Below are 21482 nucleotides of genomic sequence, written 5' to 3'. Positions count from 1 at the left end.
GTATTGAAAGTATTTGCTCTGCTGTGGTTTATTGTCTTGCGATGTAAGACTTCATTGCCGTGCTTTCTATTGGCAGCAATATGGTGAAAGTGGTACGGCCCGGTTCGCTTTCGCATTCGATCATGCCGTGATGCTGGGTGATGAAGGTCTGGGCCAGCGTCAGGCCCAGGCCTGTTCCGCCCTCCCGGCCTGACACCAGCGGGTAGAAAATGCGCTCGCGGATGTCGGGCGGAATTCCGGGGCCGTTGTCGATGATCTGCAGCTTGATGGCAACCCGGTAGCGTTTTTTTGCCAGTGTGACCTGACGGGCCGCACGCGTACGTAAGATGATTTCCGGTGCTTGCTCGCCAGGGTTGTTCAGCATGGCCTGCACGGCATTGCGCGCGATGTTCAGGACCGCTTGGATGAGTTTCTCGCGGTCGCCGATCAGCTCGGGCAGGCTGGTGTCGTAATCCCTGCGGATCTGGATGCCGCGGGGGGACTCAGCCAGCAGCAGGCTGCGCACACGTTCCAATACTTCGTGGATGTTGGTCGGCTCGTATTTCGGGACGCGGTGCGGCACCAGCAGCCGGTCCATCAGCAATTGCAGCCGGTCGGCCTCCTTGATGATGACCTGGGTGTATTCGCGCAGGCTGACTTGCGGCAGCTCGTGTTCCAGCAGTTGCGCCGCACCGCGTAGCCCGCCTAGCGGATTGCGGATTTCATGGGCCAGGTTGCGCAGGAGTTCGGCGTTGGCTTGCTGTTGGATGAGCATGCGTTCTTCACGCGCAATGCGCAGCTGCTGGTCCATATGCTGGAATTCGAGTACCAGGCACGCTGGGTCCAGCTCTACCGGCGTCACAGTGCAGGTAACGGCGAAAGATTGCTGTCGCAGCGTGGTGATAGGGAACTCGTGCTCGCGGAACGGGCTGTGGTACTTGATGGCGTGTTCCATGGCGGAGTCGAGGATGTCGCAGCCAGGAAATACCTGAGACACCGGCAGGCCTGCGATCTGTTTGGCACTGATGGCGAATAGCACCTCGGCGCCGGGGTTGGCATAGACAACGTGACGCTGATTATTGAGTAGGATAATCGCGGTCGATAAATGCTCTAAACCTGCGAATGAGGGGGGGATTTTATGTTCCATGGCTTCTATTAAGCAAAAGCCAGGCCAGGCCCCGTGGCGTTATGCAGGCAGGCTATGCTACAGGCGTCCCGGCTCGCGTCAGCCCCGCGCTTGCAAGCGCGGGTGGGGTATAGCGCTATTTGCTGTGCATTGGGGGCGACCAAGGCTTTCTCCTCATGCTTTCGCTGTGCATAGTGGGCCTGGCGTGGACATGACGCCGGTATGGGCAGTAGTTATTTGAATGCTTCCAATTCTTTTTCCAAGAGCTGTACATTGCGCTCGTGCGCATCCACTTCGGCTTGCAAGCGCTTCATTTTTTCCTCGAATTTTGCGACGTTGCGATAGGTTTTTCCGTTGGCGCCCCGGTAAACCTCAGGCTTGGATTCGCCTTCGGCATAGGCTTTTTTTGCTTCTTCCAGGGCTGCGCGTTCAGCCTCCAGCTCTTCAAGCAGGATTTGCTTGCGCTGTTCATCGCGCTTTTTCTGGGTTTGGGTGTCGATGCGCGGAAAATCGCTAGGCGTGGCCTGGGGCTTGGGTTTGGGCGGGGGAGCCGGGGGCGGCGGATCTATATCCAGTTTGATGGCTCCCTTGCTGGGGACATTGGAGTAGGTGACATGCCCATGTTCGTCCACGCTTTTGTAGATTTCGGCATGGGCGCTGCCATGCATGACTGCATACATGGGCCAGGCCAGAAGGAATAGGCTGATTCTTTTCATGAGATTCAGTGTAGAGCAGAAGTCTGGGACAGGCAATTGCTGACGGGATGGATTCCAGATACAAAAAAAGCGGGTTACCCCGCTTTTTCTGGTGGTTGCGCCGCTTAAACGCTGTAGTACATGCTGAACTCGATCGGGTGTGGAGTCTGGCGTAGCTTGGTTACCTCTTCCATCTTCAGATCGATATAAGCGCTGATCCAGTCATCGGAGAACACGCCGCCGCGGGTCAGGAACTCGCGATCCTTGTCCAGGGCTTCCAGCGCTTGCTCCAGAGAGGAGGCAACGGTTGGGATCGCTGCATCTTCTTCTGGTGGCAGGTGGTAGAGATCCTTGGTAGCAGGTTCGCCAGGATGGATCTTGTTCTGCACGCCGTCCAGGCCTGCCATCAGCAATGCGCTGAATGCCAGGTATGGGTTGGCGGTTGGATCGGGGAAGCGTGCCTCAATGCGGCGTGCCTTGTCGGATTGCACGAATGGGACACGGATGGAGGCGGAACGGTTTTTCGCGGAATAGGCCAGCTTCACAGGGGCCTCAAAGCCGGGAACCAGGCGCTTGTAGGAGTTGGTGCCCGGGTTGGTGATGGCGTTCAGCGCACGTGCGTGCTTGATGATGCCACCGATGTAGTAAAGGGCAAACTCACTCAGGCCGGCGTAGCCGTTGCCTGCAAACAGGTTCTTGCCGTCCTTCCATACGGATTGGTGCACGTGCATGCCGGAACCATTGTCGCCAGAGATGGGCTTGGGCATGAAGGTGGCTGTCTTGCCGTATGCGTGAGCAGTATTCAGGACGACATATTTGAGAATCTGTGTCCAGTCGGCGCGTTGAACCAGGGTGCTGAACTTGGTGCCGATTTCACATTGGCCAGCGGTTGCTACTTCATGGTGGTGAACTTCGACGGGCACGCCTAGTTCTTCCAGCGCCACAACCATGGCGGAACGAATGTCGTGCAGGGAGTCGATCGGGGGCACAGGGAAGTAGCCGCCCTTGACGCCGGGGCGGTGGCCGGTGTTGCCGCCTTCAAACTTCTCGTTGGAGGCCCATGCGGCTTCTTCGGAGTTGATCTTGACCGAGCTGCCGCTCATGTCCACGGACCAGTTGATGGAGTCGAAAATGAAGAACTCTGGTTCGGGACCGAAGAAGGCTGCGTCACCGATGCCGCTGGACTTTAAGTAGGCTTCAGCACGCTTGGCAATGCTGCGTGGGCAACGATCATATCCCTTGCCGTCGGTAGGATCCACAACGTCACAGGTCAGGAACAGGGTGGGTTCATCCATGAACGGGTCGATGTTGGCTGTGTTCGGGTCCGGAATCAGGAGCATGTCGGATGCCTGGATACCTTTCCAGCCTGCAATGGAAGACCCGTCGAAAGCATGGCCTTCGGTAAATTTGTCTTCGTCGAATGCAGAAATTGGCACGGTTACGTGCTGTTCCTTGCCCTTGGTGTCAGTAAAGCGAAAATCGACAAATTTGATGTCGTTTTCCTTCACGAGTTTCAATACATCGGCCACCGCCATTTGATTCTCCTAGCTCTTTTTGGATTAAGAAGTTGATTAAGCACGCATGCTTGACACTGAAGTGAAGCAGGAACTGTGCCACGGAATTTACGTAAATTCCCATTCTCACATATAAGGATCCAAAAGAGAAACGCTATGTGATGCACCACTATATTGCGAGCAAGAGGTTTTGTGCACCATATTGGTGCTCATGGAATTGTGGCAAAATTTAACGCTATACTCCGCAGTTCTGAGAGGAAAGGAGAACGCGATGGAAACATTGAGTGCCATTTTGCAGAATGCCAAGCAGCGTGCTGAGCAGCAGGGGCTTCCTTATGCAGGTGCATTGACGCCGCAGGAGGCGCAGCAGGTGCTGGAGCTGGCGCCAGCGGCGAAACTGGTGGATGTACGCACCAAAGCGGAGCTTGAGCTGGTGGGGCGTGTGCCCCATGCGACGCACATCGAGTGGGCATTTTATCCCGGCATGGTCCCCAATCCCGATTTTCTGGCTCAGTTGGACAAGCAGGTTGATCGCGAGGCGCTGGTGATGTTTCTGTGCCGTTCTGGCGGCCGCTCTCACAATGCAGCCGTCGTGGCTGCCCAGGCCGGGTATGCCGAAGCCTACAACGTACTGGAGGGATTCGAAGGCGATCCCACTCCCGATACCAAGCAGCGTGGCAGGATCAATGGCTGGAAAGCCGCCGGATTGCCCTGGACCAACGCCTGAGGATAGTCATGGATCGTTACGCCGTCATCGGCCACCCGGTGGAGCACAGCAAGTCGCCTTTGATTCATGCGGCTTTTGCGCAGCAGACGGGGCAGCAGCTTGAATATGGCAAGGTGCAGGCTCCCCTGGATGGATTCGTTGCCATCGTGACCGATTTGCAGGAAAAAGGCTATCGAGGGGTTAATGTCACCGTGCCTTTCAAATTTGAGGCTTATTCCCTGGCGACGGAGCTGACACCACGGGCACGTGATGCTGGTGCGGTGAACACACTGACTTTCACGGACGGCGCCATTCATGGCGACAATACGGATGGCGTCGGGCTGGTGCGCGATATCCTGCAGAACCTGGCATTCACCCTGGCAGGCAAGCGTGTGCTGCTACTGGGGGCAGGAGGCGCTGCGGAGGGAGTATTGGCCCCCCTGTTGGAAGCGTCTCCCTTGTCACTCTGCATTGCCAACCGCACCGTGGACAAGGCAGAGGCGATGGCGGCACGTGTGAGGCCGGGTCAAACTTCATTGGACGCGCGCGGTTTCGATGCCCTGGCCGACCAAGAGTTCGATGTCGTGATCAATGCTACTTCCAGCGGCTTGCACAACGAGCGGCTGCCCTTGCCATCCGGATTGTTTGCAGCCGATGCCTTGGCATATGACATGATGTACGGGCGCGAGACGCCCTTTATGCGGTATGCGCGTGAGGAAGGCGCCAGCAGAATTGCCGATGGGTTGGGCATGCTGGTGGAGCAGGCAGCGGAAGCCTTTTATATCTGGCGCAGGGTGCGGCCTGATACTGCGCCTGTGATGGCCGCATTGCGGGCCGCATGATCAAGCAATTGTTCTGGCGCGGCTTGTTGCTGGCGCTGGTGCTCGTGGTGTTGTACCAGTTCTGGATCTTCATGCATATCCTCTGGTGGGTGGAGCACAATCCTTCGAGCAGCGCGTTCATGCGTGCCAGTCTGTCTGCGTTGCAGCAGGATAACCCTGATGCTGCGCTCAAGCATCAATGGGTCGAGTACCAGCGGATTTCCATCCATCTCAAGCGGGCGGTGATTGCAGCCGAGGACGCCAAGTTCGTCGGCCACGAAGGGTTTGATTGGGACGGCATCCAGAAGGCCTATGAAAAGAACTGGAAGCAAGGCAAGATTGTCGCTGGTGGCTCGACCATCAGCCAGCAGCTTGCCAAGAACCTGTTTCTCTCCACCAAGCGCACGCCCTGGCGCAAGTTGGAGGAGGCCGTGATTACCTGGATGCTGGAACGGATGATGAGCAAACGCAGGATTTTCGAGATTTACCTCAACGTGATCGAATGGGGCAATGGCGTGTTCGGTGCCGAGGCTGCCGCGCGACATTACTACAGGACCAGTGCGAGTAGCCTGAATGTCGCTCAGGCTGCCAGATTGGCGGCGATGATCCCTAACCCGCGCTACTATGACAAACATCGCGAGGCGCGCGGCTTGATCCGAAAGGCACGCATTATCGAGGCGCGCATGCGTTATGCAGAAGTGCCGTGACGGTATTGCCTGGGCTGCTACGGCCTTGTGCTAGAATGCGATTTTTGCATTAAAACCCTATGCGCTTCTGTTTCCTGATCCTGATTGCAAGCCTGACCTTGGCTGCCTGTGGCACCAAGGGCAACCTTTACATCCCGGAACAGCAGTACCCGCAGGAACTCCAGCCGCAACAACAACCTTCCCGATGAGCTGTCCGTGAATCCATTTCAGTTGAAGAATGGCATCCTGCATGCCGAAAATGTCCCCCTGACCCGGATTGCCGATGAGTTCGGCACACCCACCTACGTTTATTCCCGCGCAGCACTGGAGTCCGCATATACGCGTTTTGCAGCGGGTTTCGATGGCCAGGATCACCTGGTTTGCTTTGCGGTGAAATCCAACCCCAGCCTGGCGGTGCTCAACCTGTTTGCCCGCCTGGGCGCCGGGTTTGACATTGTGTCAGGCGGAGAGCTGGCGCGAGTACTGGCTGCAGGTGGAGATCCTGCCAAGGTGGTGTTTTCCGGGGTGGGCAAGACCGAGACGGAGATGGAAACTGCGTTAAATGCTGGTATTTTCTGCTTCAACGTGGAATCCGCCAGCGAGTTGGACCGGCTCAATGACGTTGCTGGCCGCCTGGGCAAGACGGCGCCCGTGTCCTTGCGTGTCAACCCCAATGTGGATGCCAAGACGCACCCCTATATTTCCACTGGGCTCAAGAACAACAAGTTCGGGGTCGCGTATGAGGATGCCTTCAACCTGTACCAGCATGCAGCCAGCTTGCCGAATATCGCCGTGCATGGCGTGGATTGCCACATCGGTTCGCAATTGACCGAGCTTTCCCCATTCATGGATGCGTTCGACCGTGTATTGGCCCTGGTGGATCAGTTGGAAGCTGAAGGTATCAGGGTAGCGCATATCGATCTCGGCGGAGGTATCGGCATCTGTTATGCCGATGAGACGCCGCCTGATTTTGCTGCATATGCGGCCGCCATGCTGCAAAAGCTGGGTGACCGCAAGGTCAAGCTGGTGTTCGAACCTGGGCGTGCGCTGGTGGGGAATGCCGGCGCGTTGATTACCAAGGTGGAATATCTCAAGCATACCGAAGCCAAGAACTTTGCCATTGTGGATGCCGCCATGAACGACCTCATGCGCCCGGCGCTCTACGATGCCTATCATGAGATTGCAGCTGTCGTGCCAGCAACGGACCCATCCTCCGCCCAGGTATACGAGATCGTCGGCCCGGTTTGCGAAAGCGGTGATTTTCTCGGTCATGACCGCAAGTTAGCCTTGCAACAAGGCGACCTGCTCGCGGTGTTGTCCGCCGGCGCCTATGGCATGAGCATGAGCTCCAACTACAATACGCGCCCCCGTGCCGCTGAAGTCATGGTGGATGGCGACAAGACACACCTGATCCGCGAGCGTGAAACCGTAGCACAACTGTTCGCCCTCGAAAAGATTCTGGGCTAAACTGCTAACGCAAGTTTGATAGAGTTAAAGAGGAGATTGAAATGCGCCTGATTCTTGCCATTTTCCTGCCCTGGCTGCAGTTCTTCACGATCGGTCGGCCAATTGCAGGCATCATTTGCCTGATTCTGCAGATTACCGTGATCGGCTGGTTGCCAGCCGCGATTTGGTCCGTGTATGCCTTGAGTGAATACAAGACCGATCAGAAAATCAGCAAAGCCTTGCAGAAGTAATTCCACGAGTAATTTTGCATGAAAGAAAAGCCAGCGATTGCTGGCTTTTGGCTTTAATTTATCTTGATCCAGGATGGATGGTGCTCGTCCCTGCCAAGAGATGCAGTGAGATGGTCCCTAAAAATGAAAGGGTGGAGAATATCCCCCAATACAATGTCGATCTCCATTCGTGCCAGGGGCATGAGGGCCTTCCCGTGAGAAAGCTATACACGATCATAGCCCAAAGCCAGTAAGCCTAAGCTCTGGCGGACGCATGCGAAAGCTATCGAGGGGCAATGCGCCTATGTCTGATGCCACATAACTATGCAGGACGAAACTGTGAAAATATCCAGTCCTGATGGATCGGTCGCAGAAGTCTTTGTTGCCTTTCTCAAGCTGGGGCTGACTGCCTTCGGCGGTCCCATCGCCCACCTTGGCTATTTCCGCACCGAGTTTGTAGAGCGCCGCCGCTGGGTGGATGATCGTAGCTACTCTGATCTCGTCGCTTTGTGCCAGTTCCTGCCCGGACCAGCCAGCAGCCAAGTGGGGATGGCGCTGGGACTGGGCCGTGCGGGTTGGCTTGGCCTGCTGGCGGCGTGGGTAGGGTTTACCCTGCCATCAGCAATTGCGCTGACCCTGTTTGCCTTCAGTATTGCTGAGTACCAGGAGTTGTCCCAATCCGGTTGGATTCATGGACTGAAGATTGTCGCGGTGGCCATCGTGGCACAGGCAGTATGTGGCATGGCCAAGTCGCTATGTCCTGATTGGCCGCGTGCTGTACTGGCCATTCTGGCAGCGCTGCTTACGATGGTGTTTTCTTCAGCGATGGGACAGGTTGCCGCCATCGCGATGACGGGATTGCTGGGTTGGTGGGGGTTAAAGATCACGCCGCCAGGCGGTGGCCAGGCTCATTGCTACCCGGTTTCGCGTAAGCTTGGCATGGCTGCGCTAATGCTGTTTGCGGTACCGCTTGTCGGGCTGCCCTTATGGGGGGCAGCTACGGGTACGGGTTCGTCCACCACGATCACATTGCTGGAAGGGGTGTACCGCTCGGGTGCGCTGGTCTTTGGCGGTGGACACGTCGTGTTGCCACTGTTGCAAGCCACAGTGGTGCCCAGTGGAATGGTCAGTAATGCCGACTTTCTGGCCGGTTACGGCGCGGCCCAGGCCGTGCCTGGGCCACTGTTTACATTCTCCGCCTATCTGGGTGTCATCGCGCAAGGGCCGTTACATGGCTGGGTTGGCGGTTTGGCGTTGTTAAGCACTATTTTTTTCCCGGCTTTCCTCATACTAATCGGCGTACTGCCATTTTGGGAAGGATTACACCGTCGTGAAAGCATCCAGGCTGCCATGGCCGGTGTCAACGCCGGTGTAGTTGGTATTTTAGGATCTGCACTATACGACCCAGTTTGGACGAGTGCTATTCACTGCAAGGCGGATTTTGCGCTGGCGCTGCTCTTGTTCGGCCTGCTGACCATTGGACGTGCGCCGCCAGCGCTCGTGGTGCTGTTAGCAGGGGTAGCTGGCATCACTATCTAAATGCCATTGGCCCGCGCTACGGTCGACCAAGTCTAGTAATTTCACAGTAAGAACTATTATTCGAAAAGTCATGCCTCTGAAAATTTGCCATACCATGGGACCAATGCATTCATGAGGATCATCAGGCTAGGCTAGGATGGCAATACGTTTGGACAGAGGGATCGTCAAGCCAAATGCTTCATTGATGTATTGTTAAGTGGGACGCGATTAATGCAGCGTTACGATATAGGGTAACGAGAGTGCAGGAACGCGCTGGCTAATGGCATTTATTGACGGAATGTGGCTGCCACATTGCAATAACATGAATATAGGTTTTGCTCACGCTGGCCGCAACAGTTTCTCTTTCGGCCCATCAGCCACAACCTTGCCGCCATCCAGCGCGATGATGCGTTGTACGGCAGTCATCATGGCGGCGCTGTGGCTGATCATGATCAGGTTGCCATTGCCGACGACTTGCGGCAGGCGTTGGGCGAGCAGCTGTTCGCCTTCGGGGTCTAGGCCGAGACTGGGTTCATCAAGCAGGAGGATGGTGCTGGGTTGCGCGAATGCGCGCGCCAGCGCGACCTTTTGGCGTTGTCCACCGGAGAGGTTGCTGCCGCGATCGGCGATGGCCATGGTGAGGGTGAGGCGGCCTTGCTTGAGTTCTTCCTCCAGGCCGGAGGCCCACAGCGCAAGTTCCATGCGTTCGCTGCGCGGCTTGCTGCCAGCCAACAGCAGGTTGGCCTCCAGCGTGCCTGCGAACAGCACCGGCTCCTGCGGTTTGTAGGCGAGCCAGCGGGCGCGGTCCTCAGGAGATATCGCGTGCAGCTCGTAGCCGTCAATCAGTATTTCGCCTTCATCTGCAATGCTGAGCCCGGCAATCAGTTTGAGCAGGGTGCTCTTGCCAGCGCCGGGGCGGCCCAGCAGGCCGATTTTCTCTCCTGCTGCAATGGTCAGGCTGACATTGTCCAGTGCGGCGGGCCGATCGGGATAGCGTTTGGTGAGACGCCGCAGGGTGATGTCGCCTTTGGCTTCCGGCTTGCTGACATTGAATGAAGCATGTGGAGCGGATTGTTCGATATCGTGGCTGATACCATGCGCGGCTTTGCCGGATTCCAGCAGCTCATCCATGCGTTTCGCCGAGCGGGCGAAGTCTTCCCATTTGCCCAACACCAAGTACAGCGACGTGACCAGCATCATGGCGCGCGCAGCCAGCAATGAGCAGGCGATGAGGCCGCCCACGGACAGCATGCGCGCCTCGATCAGGTAGGCGCCAAGTGTCAATACGGCGACGGTAGTGAACGTCATCATGCCGGCGGAAAGCGTGTTGCTATGGCTGGCGGAAAGCCTGCGCGCCGCTTCCAGGTCGCTGACCTTTTCGGATTGCGTGCGCCAGCCCTGCAGCAAGCCTGTGACGCCCGGAACGGTGCGCACCACCTCCATCCCTTGCAAGACTTCGCCGATATAGGCCATGCGCTGGGTGGAGGTCTGCTCGGCATCACGGTTGAGGCGCAATGTCTGGCGTTGCACGAGATAACCGATGCCGGCGTAAACCAAGGTCAGCACGCCGACCAGGATCATGATCGGCCAGGCAATGAAGCCGATCACCAGCATATAGAGCAGGTAGAACGGCAGGTCGGCAATCGCGAGTAAATAAGTGGAGGAAACAAAATTGAGTGTATTGGTCAGGTCGCGGTAATGCGCCAGGAACGTCGCGACGCCGCCCGCCGGCATGTCGCGGTCCGCGAGTAGCTTGTGCCACAGCCCTTCATCCGTCTTGCGGGCCATATCCGCCGCAACCCGTTCCACCGTCCAGTTGCGGGTCACGCGCATGCCCACGTCCAGCGCGATGAAGATCAGCATGCCGATCACCAGCGCCCATAACGTCTCGAACACGCCGTTGCTGACAATCTTGTCGTACACCAGCATGGAAAACAGCGGCAGCAGGATCTGGCCGCTGTTGATGAGCAGGCTGGCGAGGCCGACTTCAAGCCATTGGGTGCGAAGTAGATTCCACAACCCTGAAATGGGAGAGAACTCCCGTTTTTGACTGGTCATTAAGCAGTTTGCCAGTGCACAGTAGCGATCAAATTGGCTGCTGAATGATCACTGCTGCTGTAAATGAAATAGTCCATGCCGTTAGCGGTTGCTTGGCTTGTCCAGTTTGCGGCAGGGTCGGATATCGTAATGTCATCACCGTTATCTGCACGTATTGTCAATACTGAGCCCGTAGTTGCATTGTTACCAGTCTTGATGCCATTCACTGTTGCGGCATCCACTGCAAGATTGGTATTGGTGCCATCACGGATATCGATGATATCGATATTGCTGACTCTACCGCCACCAGCACCGCTGCCTGTACGCAGGGTAGAGAGTGAATAGTTGGCATCAGGAACGAAGCCGGTTAATACCAATGTATCTTCTTCACCTGAGCCACCATCAATACTGGTGAAACGGTTATTATATGCGGAGCCACTAGCTGACTCATCAACAGAAGCGTGAATGGTATCGTTACCGGCACCGGCAACAACCGTGTCCCTTCCCTGGGTGGCGTAAATCACGTCGTTACCATCCCCCCCGTCCAGGTAATCATTACCAGTGCCGCCAATCAATGTGTCGTTACCATTGCCGCCCCGTAGCGTGCTGCCACCGTTGCGTGCCACCAATACGTCGTTATATTGCGTACCGGTCAGGTTCTCTATGCTGATGAGGGTATCGGATGCAAGCCCGTTGATAGTGCCTGTATTGGCAGAAATGCCGCCTGCCGCTGCAAGTGCCGCTGCTGCCTTTGAATCCAGTCCTGTGGCTCCAAGGCTTGCCTTCACGCCAGCACTGGCATGAACGTAGGTTGCGGTATCGGTGCCGCTGCCACTGCCACCGTCTAGGGTATCACCGCCGCCAATGCCTTCTAAAGTGTCATTGCCGCTGCCGCCCGTCAGGCGGTTGGCTTGCGAATTACCAATAAGATAGCTGGAGCCCGAACCTTCTACAGTGAGGTTTTGTATGTTGGTCAATACGTCGCCAAATGCTTCATCACTGGCAGTTGATCCGCCGGTAGCGCGTCCTGCAATGCCGCCATTCACGATCGTGCCTGAACCCAGGACGTCGCCGTTTGTATTTGTGGTGCGTAAGAGTCCATCTGTCAGTGAAACCAGCACTGAAGAGGTATAGACGGCTGTATTGTTGCCTGTGCCACCGTCAATTGTGTCGGCACCAGCGCCGCCGTAGATGGTATCGTTGCCGCCCCCGCCAAAGATGGAGTCATTGCCTGCGCCGCCGCGCAGGATATTGTTACCATCGTTGCCGATCAGCGTGTCATTGCCAGACCCGCCTGTCAGGTGGTCGATATCCACCAGGCGATTTGCCTGGGCCGTGCCAAGGCTGGAGCCAGCAAAGCCGGTGTCGATGTTGGCATAAACACTTGTAGATAGATTATAGGTAACGGTGTCGCTGCCGGTGCCACCTGTTACGGTGCTATTGGCATTGCCGATGGTGATGGTGTTTGTGCCATCGCCTGCCATGATATTGCTCAAGCCGGTGCCGGAAACAATCGTGTCATTACCGTTGCCGGTGGTAATGGTGTTGTTGCCATTGCCAGCTTTGATATTGTTATTACCATTGCCAGCATCAATAACGTTGTTGCCGCTACCTAATGCTTCAATAGTGTCATTGCCTGAACCGGCTGCGATGTTGTAGGTACTGCTTCCGGTATTTGTACCTGCTTTTATCAGGTTGTTTCCATTGCGCGCATTGATGGTGCTATCGAAATTCCCGACGGTAATCGTGTCGTTGCCAGCGGCGGAGCCATTAATGTTCTGGATATTGCGCAATATGTCGGCACCGCTGCCGCCGCTGATCAGGGTCTCGACAGTGGGGTCGATAATATTTACCGAAACGCCAGTCGTGGCATGAATAAAGTCCACCGTGTTATTGCCAGCGCCGCCATCGATTTTGTTAACGCCATTGGTCGCGACAATGATGTCGTTACCGCTGCCTGTGGTGATGTTTTCAATGCTATCGAGAATGTCGGTGATGCCGTTGACAGTGCCAGTCTGCAAATCCACGTTTAAGTTGCCGGCTACATTATAGACTAGGGAATCTGTACCGGCGCCACCTTGAATGACACCACTTTTTACTCCACCTACTTCGCTGGGTAGTACAGAGACCTGAAAGGTGTCATCATGGTCTGTACCAACCAGATTTTCAATGCTGAGCAGTGTTACATTGCCACTAGCTGTTTCTCCTGTGCCATTGCCGTTGGCATCCAGCACGACATTCACCGCAGCCAAGTCGACAAAACTGGCTGTATCTACTCCGTCTCCGCCATCCAATGTATCGGCGCCGCCTCCTCCTACCAATGTGTCGTTGCCAGCACCGCCAATCAGGCGGTTGGCGACGATATTGCCTGTGAGAAAGTCATTACCGGCTCCGCCTGTAAGGTTCTGGATGTTGGCATAGGTATCGGATGCAATGCCGCCACTGACAGTGCCAGTGTTGGATATCAAAGAGGCAGTGACATCCTGTCCAATCGTCATGTTTTCATAACTGGCAGTATTGTTACCCAGCCCGCCATCCAATTGGTTGTTTCCATGGCCACCAATCAGTGTATCGTTTCCCGCGCCGGCACTGATGATGTCATTGCCATCACCACCATCAATTTTATAGCCGATACCATTGGATGGAAGCACCATAATGGCTTCACCATTCTTGGTAGCAATAAAATCATCTGCGGTGGTTGCATCAATGTAGCGAAAGTAGAAGTCTTTACCGACTTCAAAAGTAAACGGACCAGAGGAGCCTTTGATATAGGCATTGATGGTGAAATCGGGCACTGCCAGCGTGCCTCCAACATCGTATGTGATAATCAAGTCAATAGAGCCGTCAGCATTGAGGGATGTCGGATTAATGAACCATGTGGTGACGCCATTACTGGTGACAGATGTCACTCCGGGACCAGTAATACTGAAGTTGGGAGGCAATGTATCGGATGATGTCAGCCTAACCGTATCGATATTGTCTAATCCATTTGTGCTGAGATGGAAGGTTTTGCTCCATGTCTGGTCACTGGATGAAAAGCCGGCCGTATTCCATTGAATGGTATCGTCACCGCTGGTTCCGGTAATCAGCTCATTGTGTGCCTGGCTGGCAGCATTACGTGCTGTGGAGTTAAAGGTAGAGTCTTCTGGTTGGGATGAGTCACGTGCACCTGTTGGCAGGCCAGTTTGGGTGATATCGCCGGCGACTTTAAAACTTGAGGAGTTATACAGGTTTCCATTGATAACAGGTAAACCGATGTTCAGGTTGTCCGCGGTTTCCACCCGATTTCCCAACCGGTAAGTCGACGGCTGGTCTACACGTGGCGGAATAATGGCTTCTATCATTTCACCACTGTTGTTGCCGCGGCCGTTGATGCTGCCTCGTTGTACCTGTGAAGCGGTAGGCAGGGTGGGTGCCTGCGGCAAAGGTGCAGCTGGTGCTGCGGGGGCTGAGGCATGGTTGTTGAGCGCCATGAACAGCGAGGTGTAGTCGATCTCGTCTGGCTGCAGCTCGGTCAGGCGGGTATCGATGTTTTCACTGATGATGCGCAGGTTGCCGGCGTCGGCGGCATCGACGGTGCCGACCAGCTTGAACAGTTCGGACAGGCTGGTGTTGTATTTGTCGCCGTCGAATTCTACCGTGGGGGCGTCAGGCTCCAGGGCATCCAGGGCCCCATTGGGGATGATGACGTAGGTGCCGTCGGCGAATCCCAACACCAGGTCGACGTCGGCGACATCGACGGATTTGAGCGCACCATGGCTTTCCGTCAGGCGGATGACGCCGTTTGCATCGGCTTCTGCGCGCGTGACGTTGGTCACATGGTTCTGCTTGGCGCTTGGGCCATTACGCTGTTCGGTGACTGCAGGTTGGGTAATTGCCATGGTATGGTACTCCTTTGTTCAATTGGCTGCCCGGCGGTGCCGGGCATTCAACATTCAGGTGCTGGAACGTCGTGATCAGCGGCGCTGCTTGCCCGCTTCTTCCAACAGGCTGGCCAGCAGGGCGCGCTGCTCGGCTGGCGAGAACCTGTCCATCATGTTGATGATGGCGGTACGAAGCTCCATCGAGTCGTCGGTCATACGGGTCATCATGTCCGTCATGCGCGCAAGGTCGCTGCCCTGGCGGGTAGTCGCCTGGATCAGGCCGGTAAAATGGTCGTTTAGCTGACCCATCATGTCCGCATTGCCGCGCTCCATCATGCTGAGGATGGTACCGAGCTGGCGGCCCACGCGCTGCAGTTCGCCGCGGAACTGGGAGACGGCTTCGTTATGGTCGGCCATGGCGCGCATCATTTCGCCACGCTGCTTGCTGAAGTTGTCGAGCTCGGCTTGCAATGCGCGTTCCTGCAGGCGCGAAGATTCGCTGAGGCGCTCTTCAATGCGGCGTAGTACGCGGATTTCCTCGGTGGCGACTTCGCGGCGGAACTTGAGTTCTGCCGGGTCCATATTGGCAAGATAGCCGGCATTGTCTGGCATGCCAGATTCGATGACCACGGTTTCGCCATCTGTTGTGGTAGCGGCATTGCCGGTCTGGCCGTTGCTGGCAAGGCGCGCAATGGCTTGTTCGATGTGCTGGGCGACTTCGGAGCCGAGGATGGAGAGGACCTCTTGGGTACACCTGCGTACAGCCACCATCATGAAGCCGAGCACGATGGACCCGAGCAGGCCGAACAGTGAGGCCGAGAAGGCGATGCCCATGGAGCGCATCGGGGCACGCATGCGCGATACCATGTCGCGAAAGACTTCGACTGGGCTGTCCACTGCCACGTTGACGGTGGCAAAGCTGGAAATCAATATGGCGATGTCGTCCAGCGTTGCCAGCAGGCCGATGAAAGTGCCCAGCAGGCCGAGGCCGACCAGCAAGCTGGTCAGGAATTGCGGCAAGGCGTTGCGATTGACCAATCGGCGGCCTGCACTATTGAGCTCAGCATCAATGGCGACTTGCTCCTGGTGGGCAATGCCTCGACCGGTGGAAGTGGCCAGCATGCGCAATACATAGGCAATATCACCTTCATAGGACTGTGCTCTGTCCTGTAGCTGGGCAGGGCCTTCGCCAGACTGTACGGCATTGGTATAGTCTTCCAGCTTGCTGGCTTCGCGCAACAGGCGGCGGACGTTGAGCAGGATCAGGATGCCGCCGAGAATAGTGATGAAGAAGATGGCGTAATTGATCTGCGGATGCGGGTTCTCGACCAGCGTCTTGATGATGGCCTCATGATAGACGGCAGCCCCCAGCAAAAGCAGCACGAATGGCAAAGCCGCATAAAAGTAATAAATTCTTAGTCGCTTCAGCATGTGGAACTTACCTTTAACAAATAATCTCTATCTCGGATCGCGGAATACGCGATCCCCGAAACGCATCATCGGCGACAGCAGGTAGGAAAGCACGGTGCGCTTGCCTACGACAATATCCGCCGTCACTGACATCCCTGGTGAAATCGGGCCAGCAGATTTCGCCAGCTTGATCTCACTGATGCTCCCAACATCTACCCTCACCCGGTAGTAATACCCTTCACGTTCGTCGAACAAGGTGTCCGCACTGACTTCGGTGACCTTGCCTGGCAAGGCGCCATAAGTGGCATAGTCGAATGCGCCGATGCGTACCCTTGCCGGCAGGCCATTGCGCAGGTTGGCACGGTCATCCGGCCTCGCACGGGTCTCGACGACGATATGTTCGTCTTCCGGCGTGATTTCCAGTAAAGGCTCTCCCGGCCTGATCACGCCACCCACCGTCGAAAGCATCATGCGGTTGATGAACCCTGCCATCGGCGCACGCACGATATTGCGTTCAAGGCGGTCTGCATTGGTCTCGAACTCGAGTGTAGACCGTTGCAGCTCAGCCCGGACGTCGGTCAACTGGGCTGTTGCATCCGCCCGGAAGCGGGCCCACAGCTCGGCGATCTTGGACTCGATTTCCGCCTGTGCCGCTTTCAGCCGGGGCAAAGCTGCTTCGGCTTCGCGCAACTGAGACTCCAGGCGCTGCAGCCGGCTTTCCGCGTCCAGCAATTCCATCCTCGATGCGGCACCATTCTTGTTCAGCCCTTCAATCAGGGCATGCTGCTGGCGTGCCAGCTCGATCTCCGACACCAAGTTCTTGCGCCTGGTCTCAATCTCGGCGATTTCACCTCGGCGCTGGGCACTCTGGTCGCGCAATACACGGGACTCCTCGTTCACGCTGGATAACCTGGCACGCAGCGCGGCGGACTCTGCTTGCTTGACTTCGGCATCGTGCAGGTCGGCAGGGAACTCGATGCTGGTCTTACCGCGTGCCTCCGCCAGCAGTCTTGCCTCGCGTCCGCGCAGGGCGTCGCGCTTGGTACGCTCCTGACCGAGGTCGGAGCGCGCCTTGATGTCGGAAAGCTCGATCAACGGCTGGCCTGCCTTGACGATTTCGCCTTCCTGCACAAGGAGGGTTCTCACAATCCCGCCTTCGAGGTGCTGCACGATTTGCGCCTTGCCCGCCGGTACCACACGGCCCACCGTACGCACAATCAGGTCAACTTGTGCCAGTGCTGCCCAAGTGATCAATGCCGCGACAGCGAACACACTGATCAGAACAAAGGCCCGTGAAGGCGTCATGGCATTCCATTGTCTGCGCAACCAGCTCATGTCGCCAGGCGTGCCCTCTATTCTTTACCGCTTGCCGGCACGACGGAGACCAGCGAGCTGTCCGACCTGGCGTTGCCATCGATGATGGAAACACGAATCCGGTCGGCAGGGAGTTTCATGTCGATCAGCAGGTTGCGTACCGCCATGGCGCGATAGAATGCGAGGCGCCGTGCCTCGGTAAAGCCTGGCGGGACGCTGACTTCCAGGGTCGCACCACCGCTTTCCACGATAGGCTGCAGCGGGCCGCGTAATTCATCGGCCTCGGCAGTCGATATCGTGATGGCATCATCAACGAAGTCGACAACGAGGCCGCCTTGGGCACCTGAGATGGTCATGTCGGGTTCTTCGGCACGTACGGTGGCGGCAACCACACGGCGCTGGCTGTTGCGGCCGGCAGATTTCTCATGCTGCAGAGCCGCCAGCTCTTCCTTGAGGCGGCGCACCTCGTCGTCCTTGCCCTTGAGGGCGGCCAGTTGTTTCTGCAATGCATCGACCTGCAGGCGCAAGCGGGCCGCGTCATCGTCGGATTGGTGCGAAGTGGGTTCTATCGCTTCCATATCCGAAGGCGTGATCTGGGAGACATGCATCTGCTCGTCAGCCGGCGGTGCAACCGGGGTCTCGGCACTGATATGGCGCCGTCCCAGCTCCATGGCGAAAATGAAGACCGCAATGGTGAGAATCACGACGACAAACAGCAGGTTCAGCACCAGGTTGCTGACTGCGTCCACGTAACCGGGCCAGAAAATGCCGGCGTCTTCCTGTTCGTTATCAAGCTGCATGGCGTTCTTTCACTATTCCTTGGGTAGCGGCGTAGCCGTGCCTTCTTCTTGCAGGTCCAACGGCATGGTCACGGTGTCTTCAGCATGCGGCGTGGCAGGACCGAAACCTGGCGCCTTGCCGTCGGCAACCATGGTCATGGGCCGGGATTGTCCGAGCAAGCGATTGATTTGCGAGAGGGCGTCGATTTCCTGGGCATGCAGCGTCACCAAGCGGGTACGGGCCTGGTATTGGCGGTCATAGACATCCAGCAGATCCAGCAGCGACTGGTTGCCTGCCAGCATCTTTTCAGACATTGCAGTTACTGCGGAAGTGATCGCATTCAATTCGCGGTATCCGGCAACGAGTTGCTCGCGGGTGGACTCAAGAATGGCATATTGCGAGATCATGGCCTGGCTGATGCGGCGCTGCAGGTCGTCCAGGCGGTAACGGATTTCCTCGATGCGCGACAGTTTCTCCCGCGCCATGTAGTAGTCGGCACCACCATTCAGCAGGTTCCAGTTCAGGACGACCATGAAGCGCTTGTCGTCCTGCTCGCCCACGGGGCCGCCTGCGTTGTCCGTGGTCCACCTGGAAAGCTCCAGGTCGAGGCGAGGCGCGTAACGTGACCGGGCCACATTGTGGTCTATTTGGGACGCGCGCAGTTCTTCCCGAATTGATGCGATGTCGGGGCTGTTGTCCATCGCGATCTTGATGGCTTCGGCTGCCGTTGACGGGATGGTGCCCATGTCTTCACGCTCCGGCAGCCGGATATTCTGTGGTGCGATGTTGGTCAGGCGCAGGAATTCGATGCTGGCAGCCGAGTGCGCGGCTTCTTGTTGGGTACGTGCCGAGCGCGCGGCCAGGCTGCGGGCGCGCACGCGCTCGCGGTCGGCATCGCTGGAGGCGCCGGCGGCAGCGCGCTTGTCCACATAAGTGAACAGTTCGTTGAGCTGGTTTTCATAGCCCAGCGACAGGTCGGCAATCAGGCGGCTGGTGGTCAGGCCGAGGTAGGCATTGACGGTGGAAAGCCAGGCATCCCCCTGGCTGCCGCGGCGGCTTTCCTCGCGTGCACTGATGATGGCCTGGCGGCGCTTCCAGTCATAAATGCTGGTCAAGTCCATCAGCGGCTGGCGCAGGGTAATGATGCGGTCAGTGCGGGTATGGTGCGATTCCTCCATGCGGGAGCCGGTACGGGCATTAATGGCGGAAGAGGGTGAGGAGATTTCACGCCCCTTGCCATAGCGCACGGAAAGATTGGGTAGCAACAGGCCGCGTGCCTGCTTGGATTGCGCTTCGGCCTGGTTCAGGCGTTCATCGGCGATATGCACATCGCGACTGAAATCGACGGCGGCATCGGTTGCCGCGCGGATATCCATGGTGTCGGTGACGGTGGCCGGTGACTGCTCGGAATGAACCTGATCTGCATACTCGCTGCTCAGGTATTCATTGTGGATTTCATTGGCTACTGCCACCGGGATGATGCTGGTGCCAAACAGGCGTGACAAGTGGAGCTCGTCGACTGCAGCCACGGATTGAGCCTGTGTCGGCAAGTCCAGGTTCAGCGATTGCAGTCCGATTGGTGCCACATTGGGTTGGGCTGCCTGCTGTTGCAGGGGAGTGTTGCCAACAAGGGCAGGCGCTGCACTGGCAGGGGGAGAAGCCAGCTGCTCCGGCGTCGTTGGCGCGACGACTAGCTGTGGTTGCTTCAAGCCCTGCTCGGTGGCCTTGACTGCTTCGCTGGCTGCATTCGCGGCCGCAGTAGCGGCATTCGCGGCGGCCGTGGCTGCTGCGGCCGCCGCATTGGCAGCCTCAACTGCCGCGTGGGCGGCGCTGGAAGCAGTCTGCAATGCGCTGGCAGGTGCATTTGTGGTTTCCCCTTGCGGTTCGGCAGCCCAGGCTGCTGTCACCACTAACATAGGCCATGTACATTTAAACATGAAGTACTTGCGGCTGTTTGACACGTTCAACCCTTAGTGATTTTTATAGATACGCGGCGGAATTCTTTCTGCTCTGCAGTGTTAATCTAGCTCAAAACCCATGCCCTGAATGTCAATCATTGTGAACCCAAGCGAGTTGCGGATATCACGCATGATTGATGACAACCCATCATTAAGCATGGATTGCGCCAATTCGGAGAGCTGCGGGCTAGTCTAAATGATGTGCTAGGTAAATGTCATTGTTTTTATAGGGTTTTTAGTCCTATTGGACTAAGGCGGCGTTTGAGTCGCCAGTGCCAGTGTAGCCGGAACTTGGCACCATCATGTCGATATTCCGGCATTGATGACAGTTTCTCGGCGTTGGTCCGGTCAGTCGAAGATCACGGTTTTGTTCGCGTAGAGCAGGATGCGGTTTTCGATGTGCCAGCGCACGGCGCGGGATAGTACGACCCGCTCAAGGTCTCGACCTTTCTGTATCAGGTCTTCGACCTGGTCGCGATGAGAAATGCGGGTAATGTCCTGCTCGATGATGGGGCCTTCATCCAGGACTTCAGTGACATAGTGGCTGGTGGCACCGATCAGCTTGACGCCGCGCTCAAAGGCCCGGTGGTATGGGCGGGCGCCGATGAACGCCGGCAGGAAGGAGTGATGGATATTGATGATGCGGTGCGGATAGCGCTTGACGAAATCAGGGGAGAGAATCTGCATGTAACGCGCCAGTACGATGAGGTCGACCTGGTGTTCATCGAATAATGCGAATTGCCGCGCCTCGGCCTCGGCCTTGTTGTCTCTGGAGACTTCAATATGGAAGAAAGGGATGCCGTAGAACCTGGCCAAGTGCTCAGTATCGCGATGGTTGCTGATGATGAGTGGGATGTCGCAATCGAGCTCGCCGCTCTGGTGGCGGTGCAGCAGGTCCACCAGGCAATGGTCATATTGGGAGACCATGATGGCCATGCGTGCCCGGCGCTGTGAGCCTTTGAGCTCCCAATTCATGCTGAACTGGTCGGCAATCGAAGAGAAGTGCCCCGGGAAGTTGTCCAAGGTTACCTTGGCACCTTCTAGGTCGAACTCTACACGCATCAGGAACAGGTTGTTCTCGGCATCCTGGTGCTGGTCCGCATGCAGGATGTTGGCATCGTGGCGATAGAGAAAATCAGCAATCGAAGCGACGATGCCTTTGCGGTCAGGGCAGGTCACAAGCAGGGTTGCGGTGTTTTTCATCGTGGCTCTGGCAGCTTTGAAACGCAAAACCGCCATTATACTGGGATTTGATGGCTGAGCGCTGCTCACGTCATTTTCATTGGGTATTGATGCCAATGTGGCACAGCACCCGTACCTATGTCCCGAGCCTACGGTTAGGTGCCGTGCCCACCTCAAAAAATAGCGTGAATACGTGCAGTTGGGATTTCAAATGCAT

17 protein-coding genes are annotated in these 21482 nt (G+C 56.8%); 7 read left to right on the top strand and 10 right to left on the bottom strand.

Annotated elements, in window-relative coordinates; all coding sequences use genetic code 11:
- Positions 1-28: 28 nt before the first annotated feature.
- The 3 genes from glnL to glnA form a co-directional block, all read right to left on the bottom strand.
- On the bottom strand, positions 29-1126 hold the full coding sequence (gene glnL / locus MFLA_RS12500) for a nitrogen regulation protein NR(II) (RefSeq protein ID WP_011480667.1): 1098 nt from the start codon (positions 1124-1126) through the stop codon (positions 29-31).
- A gap of 212 nt (positions 1127-1338) precedes the next feature.
- Positions 1339-1821 (bottom strand): DUF4124 domain-containing protein, encoded by a 483-nt coding sequence (locus tag MFLA_RS12495; RefSeq protein ID WP_011480666.1) that lies wholly within the window; start codon positions 1819-1821, stop codon positions 1339-1341.
- Between the two features lie 104 nt (positions 1822-1925).
- Entirely contained in the window at positions 1926-3335 is a 1410-nt protein-coding gene (gene glnA, locus MFLA_RS12490; RefSeq protein WP_011480665.1) for a type I glutamate--ammonia ligase, read from the bottom strand.
- Between the two features lie 250 nt (positions 3336-3585).
- Between glnA and MFLA_RS12485 the strand changes: the two genes are divergently transcribed.
- The 7 genes from MFLA_RS12485 (at position 3586) to chrA (ending at position 8742) form a co-directional block, all read left to right on the top strand.
- Positions 3586-4041 (top strand): rhodanese-like domain-containing protein, encoded by a 456-nt coding sequence (locus tag MFLA_RS12485; RefSeq protein ID WP_048811745.1) that lies wholly within the window; start codon positions 3586-3588, stop codon positions 4039-4041.
- Positions 4042-4049: 8 nt separating this feature from the next.
- The gene (aroE, locus tag MFLA_RS12480; RefSeq protein WP_011480663.1) at positions 4050-4862 is read left to right on the top strand and encodes a shikimate dehydrogenase; all 813 of its coding nucleotides are present in this window, start codon (positions 4050-4052) and stop codon (positions 4860-4862) included.
- On the top strand, positions 4859-5548 hold the full coding sequence (gene mtgA / locus MFLA_RS12475) for a monofunctional biosynthetic peptidoglycan transglycosylase (RefSeq protein WP_011480662.1): 690 nt from the start codon (positions 4859-4861) through the stop codon (positions 5546-5548). Before aroE ends, mtgA begins: the two co-directional genes overlap by 4 nt.
- A gap of 59 nt (positions 5549-5607) precedes the next feature.
- A complete protein-coding gene (gene lptM, locus MFLA_RS14715; RefSeq protein ID WP_195742010.1) occupies positions 5608-5736 on the top strand; it encodes an LPS translocon maturation chaperone LptM in 129 nt (42 codons plus the stop codon).
- 7 nt (positions 5737-5743) lie between these two features.
- Positions 5744-6994 carry a diaminopimelate decarboxylase gene (gene lysA / locus MFLA_RS12470; RefSeq protein ID WP_048811744.1) on the top strand — a complete coding sequence of 417 codons (1251 nt, stop codon included), beginning with the start codon at positions 5744-5746 and terminating at the stop codon, positions 6992-6994.
- Positions 6995-7035: 41 nt separating this feature from the next.
- Positions 7036-7224, top strand: a complete 189-nt coding sequence (locus MFLA_RS12465; RefSeq protein ID WP_011480660.1) for a YqaE/Pmp3 family membrane protein — start codon at positions 7036-7038, stop codon at positions 7222-7224.
- Positions 7225-7527: 303 nt separating this feature from the next.
- On the top strand, positions 7528-8742 hold the full coding sequence (chrA, locus tag MFLA_RS12460; RefSeq protein ID WP_011480659.1) for a chromate efflux transporter: 1215 nt from the start codon (positions 7528-7530) through the stop codon (positions 8740-8742).
- 318 nt (positions 8743-9060) lie between these two features.
- On the opposite strand, the gene MFLA_RS12455 is transcribed toward chrA, so the two are convergent.
- From MFLA_RS12455 to purU, 7 genes are all read right to left on the bottom strand, one after another.
- Positions 9061-10779, bottom strand: coding sequence for a peptidase domain-containing ABC transporter (locus MFLA_RS12455; protein ID WP_011480658.1), 1719 nt, complete (start codon positions 10777-10779; stop codon positions 9061-9063).
- Positions 10779-14639 (bottom strand): beta strand repeat-containing protein, encoded by a 3861-nt coding sequence (locus MFLA_RS12450; RefSeq protein WP_011480657.1) that lies wholly within the window; start codon positions 14637-14639, stop codon positions 10779-10781. The genes MFLA_RS12455 and MFLA_RS12450 overlap by 1 nt, the downstream gene beginning before the upstream one ends.
- A gap of 75 nt (positions 14640-14714) precedes the next feature.
- On the bottom strand, positions 14715-16052 hold the full coding sequence (locus tag MFLA_RS12445; protein WP_011480656.1) for a hypothetical protein: 1338 nt from the start codon (positions 16050-16052) through the stop codon (positions 14715-14717).
- 27 nt (positions 16053-16079) lie between these two features.
- Positions 16080-17336 carry an HlyD family type I secretion periplasmic adaptor subunit gene (locus tag MFLA_RS12440; protein WP_048811742.1) on the bottom strand — a complete coding sequence of 419 codons (1257 nt, stop codon included), beginning with the start codon at positions 17334-17336 and terminating at the stop codon, positions 16080-16082.
- Between the two features lie 47 nt (positions 17337-17383).
- Complete coding sequence (locus tag MFLA_RS12435) at positions 17384-18145, bottom strand: hypothetical protein (protein ID WP_011480654.1); 762 nt, start codon at positions 18143-18145, stop codon at positions 17384-17386.
- Positions 18146-18157: 12 nt separating this feature from the next.
- Positions 18158-20041 carry a TolC family protein gene (locus MFLA_RS12430; protein ID WP_048811741.1) on the bottom strand — a complete coding sequence of 628 codons (1884 nt, stop codon included), beginning with the start codon at positions 20039-20041 and terminating at the stop codon, positions 18158-18160.
- Positions 20042-20431: 390 nt separating this feature from the next.
- Positions 20432-21286, bottom strand: a complete 855-nt coding sequence (gene purU, locus MFLA_RS12425) for a formyltetrahydrofolate deformylase (RefSeq protein WP_048811993.1) — start codon at positions 21284-21286, stop codon at positions 20432-20434.
- Positions 21287-21482: the final 196 nt, after the last annotated feature.

This window comes from Methylobacillus flagellatus KT (genome assembly GCF_000013705.1).
In the GTDB taxonomy this organism is placed as follows: domain Bacteria; phylum Pseudomonadota; class Gammaproteobacteria; order Burkholderiales; family Methylophilaceae; genus Methylobacillus; species Methylobacillus flagellatus.
This window is presented reverse-complemented; position numbering and strand designations above follow the sequence as displayed.

What these genes read in the sequence shown, in the direction of transcription:
- glnL (WP_011480667.1), bottom strand. Translation starts at nt 1,126, where the DNA reads ATGGAACATAAAATCCCCCCCTCATTCGCAGGTTTAGAGCATTTATCG.
- MFLA_RS12495 (WP_011480666.1), bottom strand. Translation starts at nt 1,821, where the DNA reads ATGAAAAGAATCAGCCTATTCCTTCTGGCCTGGCCCATGTATGCAGTC.
- glnA (WP_011480665.1), bottom strand. Translation starts at nt 3,335, where the DNA reads ATGGCGGTGGCCGATGTATTGAAACTCGTGAAGGAAAACGACATCAAA.
- MFLA_RS12485 (WP_048811745.1), top strand. Translation starts at nt 3,586, where the DNA reads ATGGAAACATTGAGTGCCATTTTGCAGAATGCCAAGCAGCGTGCTGAG.
- aroE (WP_011480663.1), top strand. Translation starts at nt 4,050, where the DNA reads ATGGATCGTTACGCCGTCATCGGCCACCCGGTGGAGCACAGCAAGTCG.
- mtgA (WP_011480662.1), top strand. Translation starts at nt 4,859, where the DNA reads ATGATCAAGCAATTGTTCTGGCGCGGCTTGTTGCTGGCGCTGGTGCTC.
- lptM (WP_195742010.1), top strand. Translation starts at nt 5,608, where the DNA reads ATGCGCTTCTGTTTCCTGATCCTGATTGCAAGCCTGACCTTGGCTGCC.
- MFLA_RS12465 (WP_011480660.1), top strand. Translation starts at nt 7,036, where the DNA reads ATGCGCCTGATTCTTGCCATTTTCCTGCCCTGGCTGCAGTTCTTCACG.
- chrA (WP_011480659.1), top strand. Translation starts at nt 7,528, where the DNA reads ATGCAGGACGAAACTGTGAAAATATCCAGTCCTGATGGATCGGTCGCA.
- MFLA_RS12455 (WP_011480658.1), bottom strand. Translation starts at nt 10,779, where the DNA reads ATGACCAGTCAAAAACGGGAGTTCTCTCCCATTTCAGGGTTGTGGAAT.
- MFLA_RS12450 (WP_011480657.1), bottom strand. Translation starts at nt 14,639, where the DNA reads ATGGCAATTACCCAACCTGCAGTCACCGAACAGCGTAATGGCCCAAGC.
- MFLA_RS12445 (WP_011480656.1), bottom strand. Translation starts at nt 16,052, where the DNA reads ATGCTGAAGCGACTAAGAATTTATTACTTTTATGCGGCTTTGCCATTC.
- MFLA_RS12440 (WP_048811742.1), bottom strand. Translation starts at nt 17,336, where the DNA reads ATGACGCCTTCACGGGCCTTTGTTCTGATCAGTGTGTTCGCTGTCGCG.
- MFLA_RS12435 (WP_011480654.1), bottom strand. Translation starts at nt 18,145, where the DNA reads ATGCAGCTTGATAACGAACAGGAAGACGCCGGCATTTTCTGGCCCGGT.
- MFLA_RS12430 (WP_048811741.1), bottom strand. Translation starts at nt 20,041, where the DNA reads ATGTTAGTGGTGACAGCAGCCTGGGCTGCCGAACCGCAAGGGGAAACC.
- purU (WP_048811993.1), bottom strand. Translation starts at nt 21,286, where the DNA reads ATGAAAAACACCGCAACCCTGCTTGTGACCTGCCCTGACCGCAAAGGC.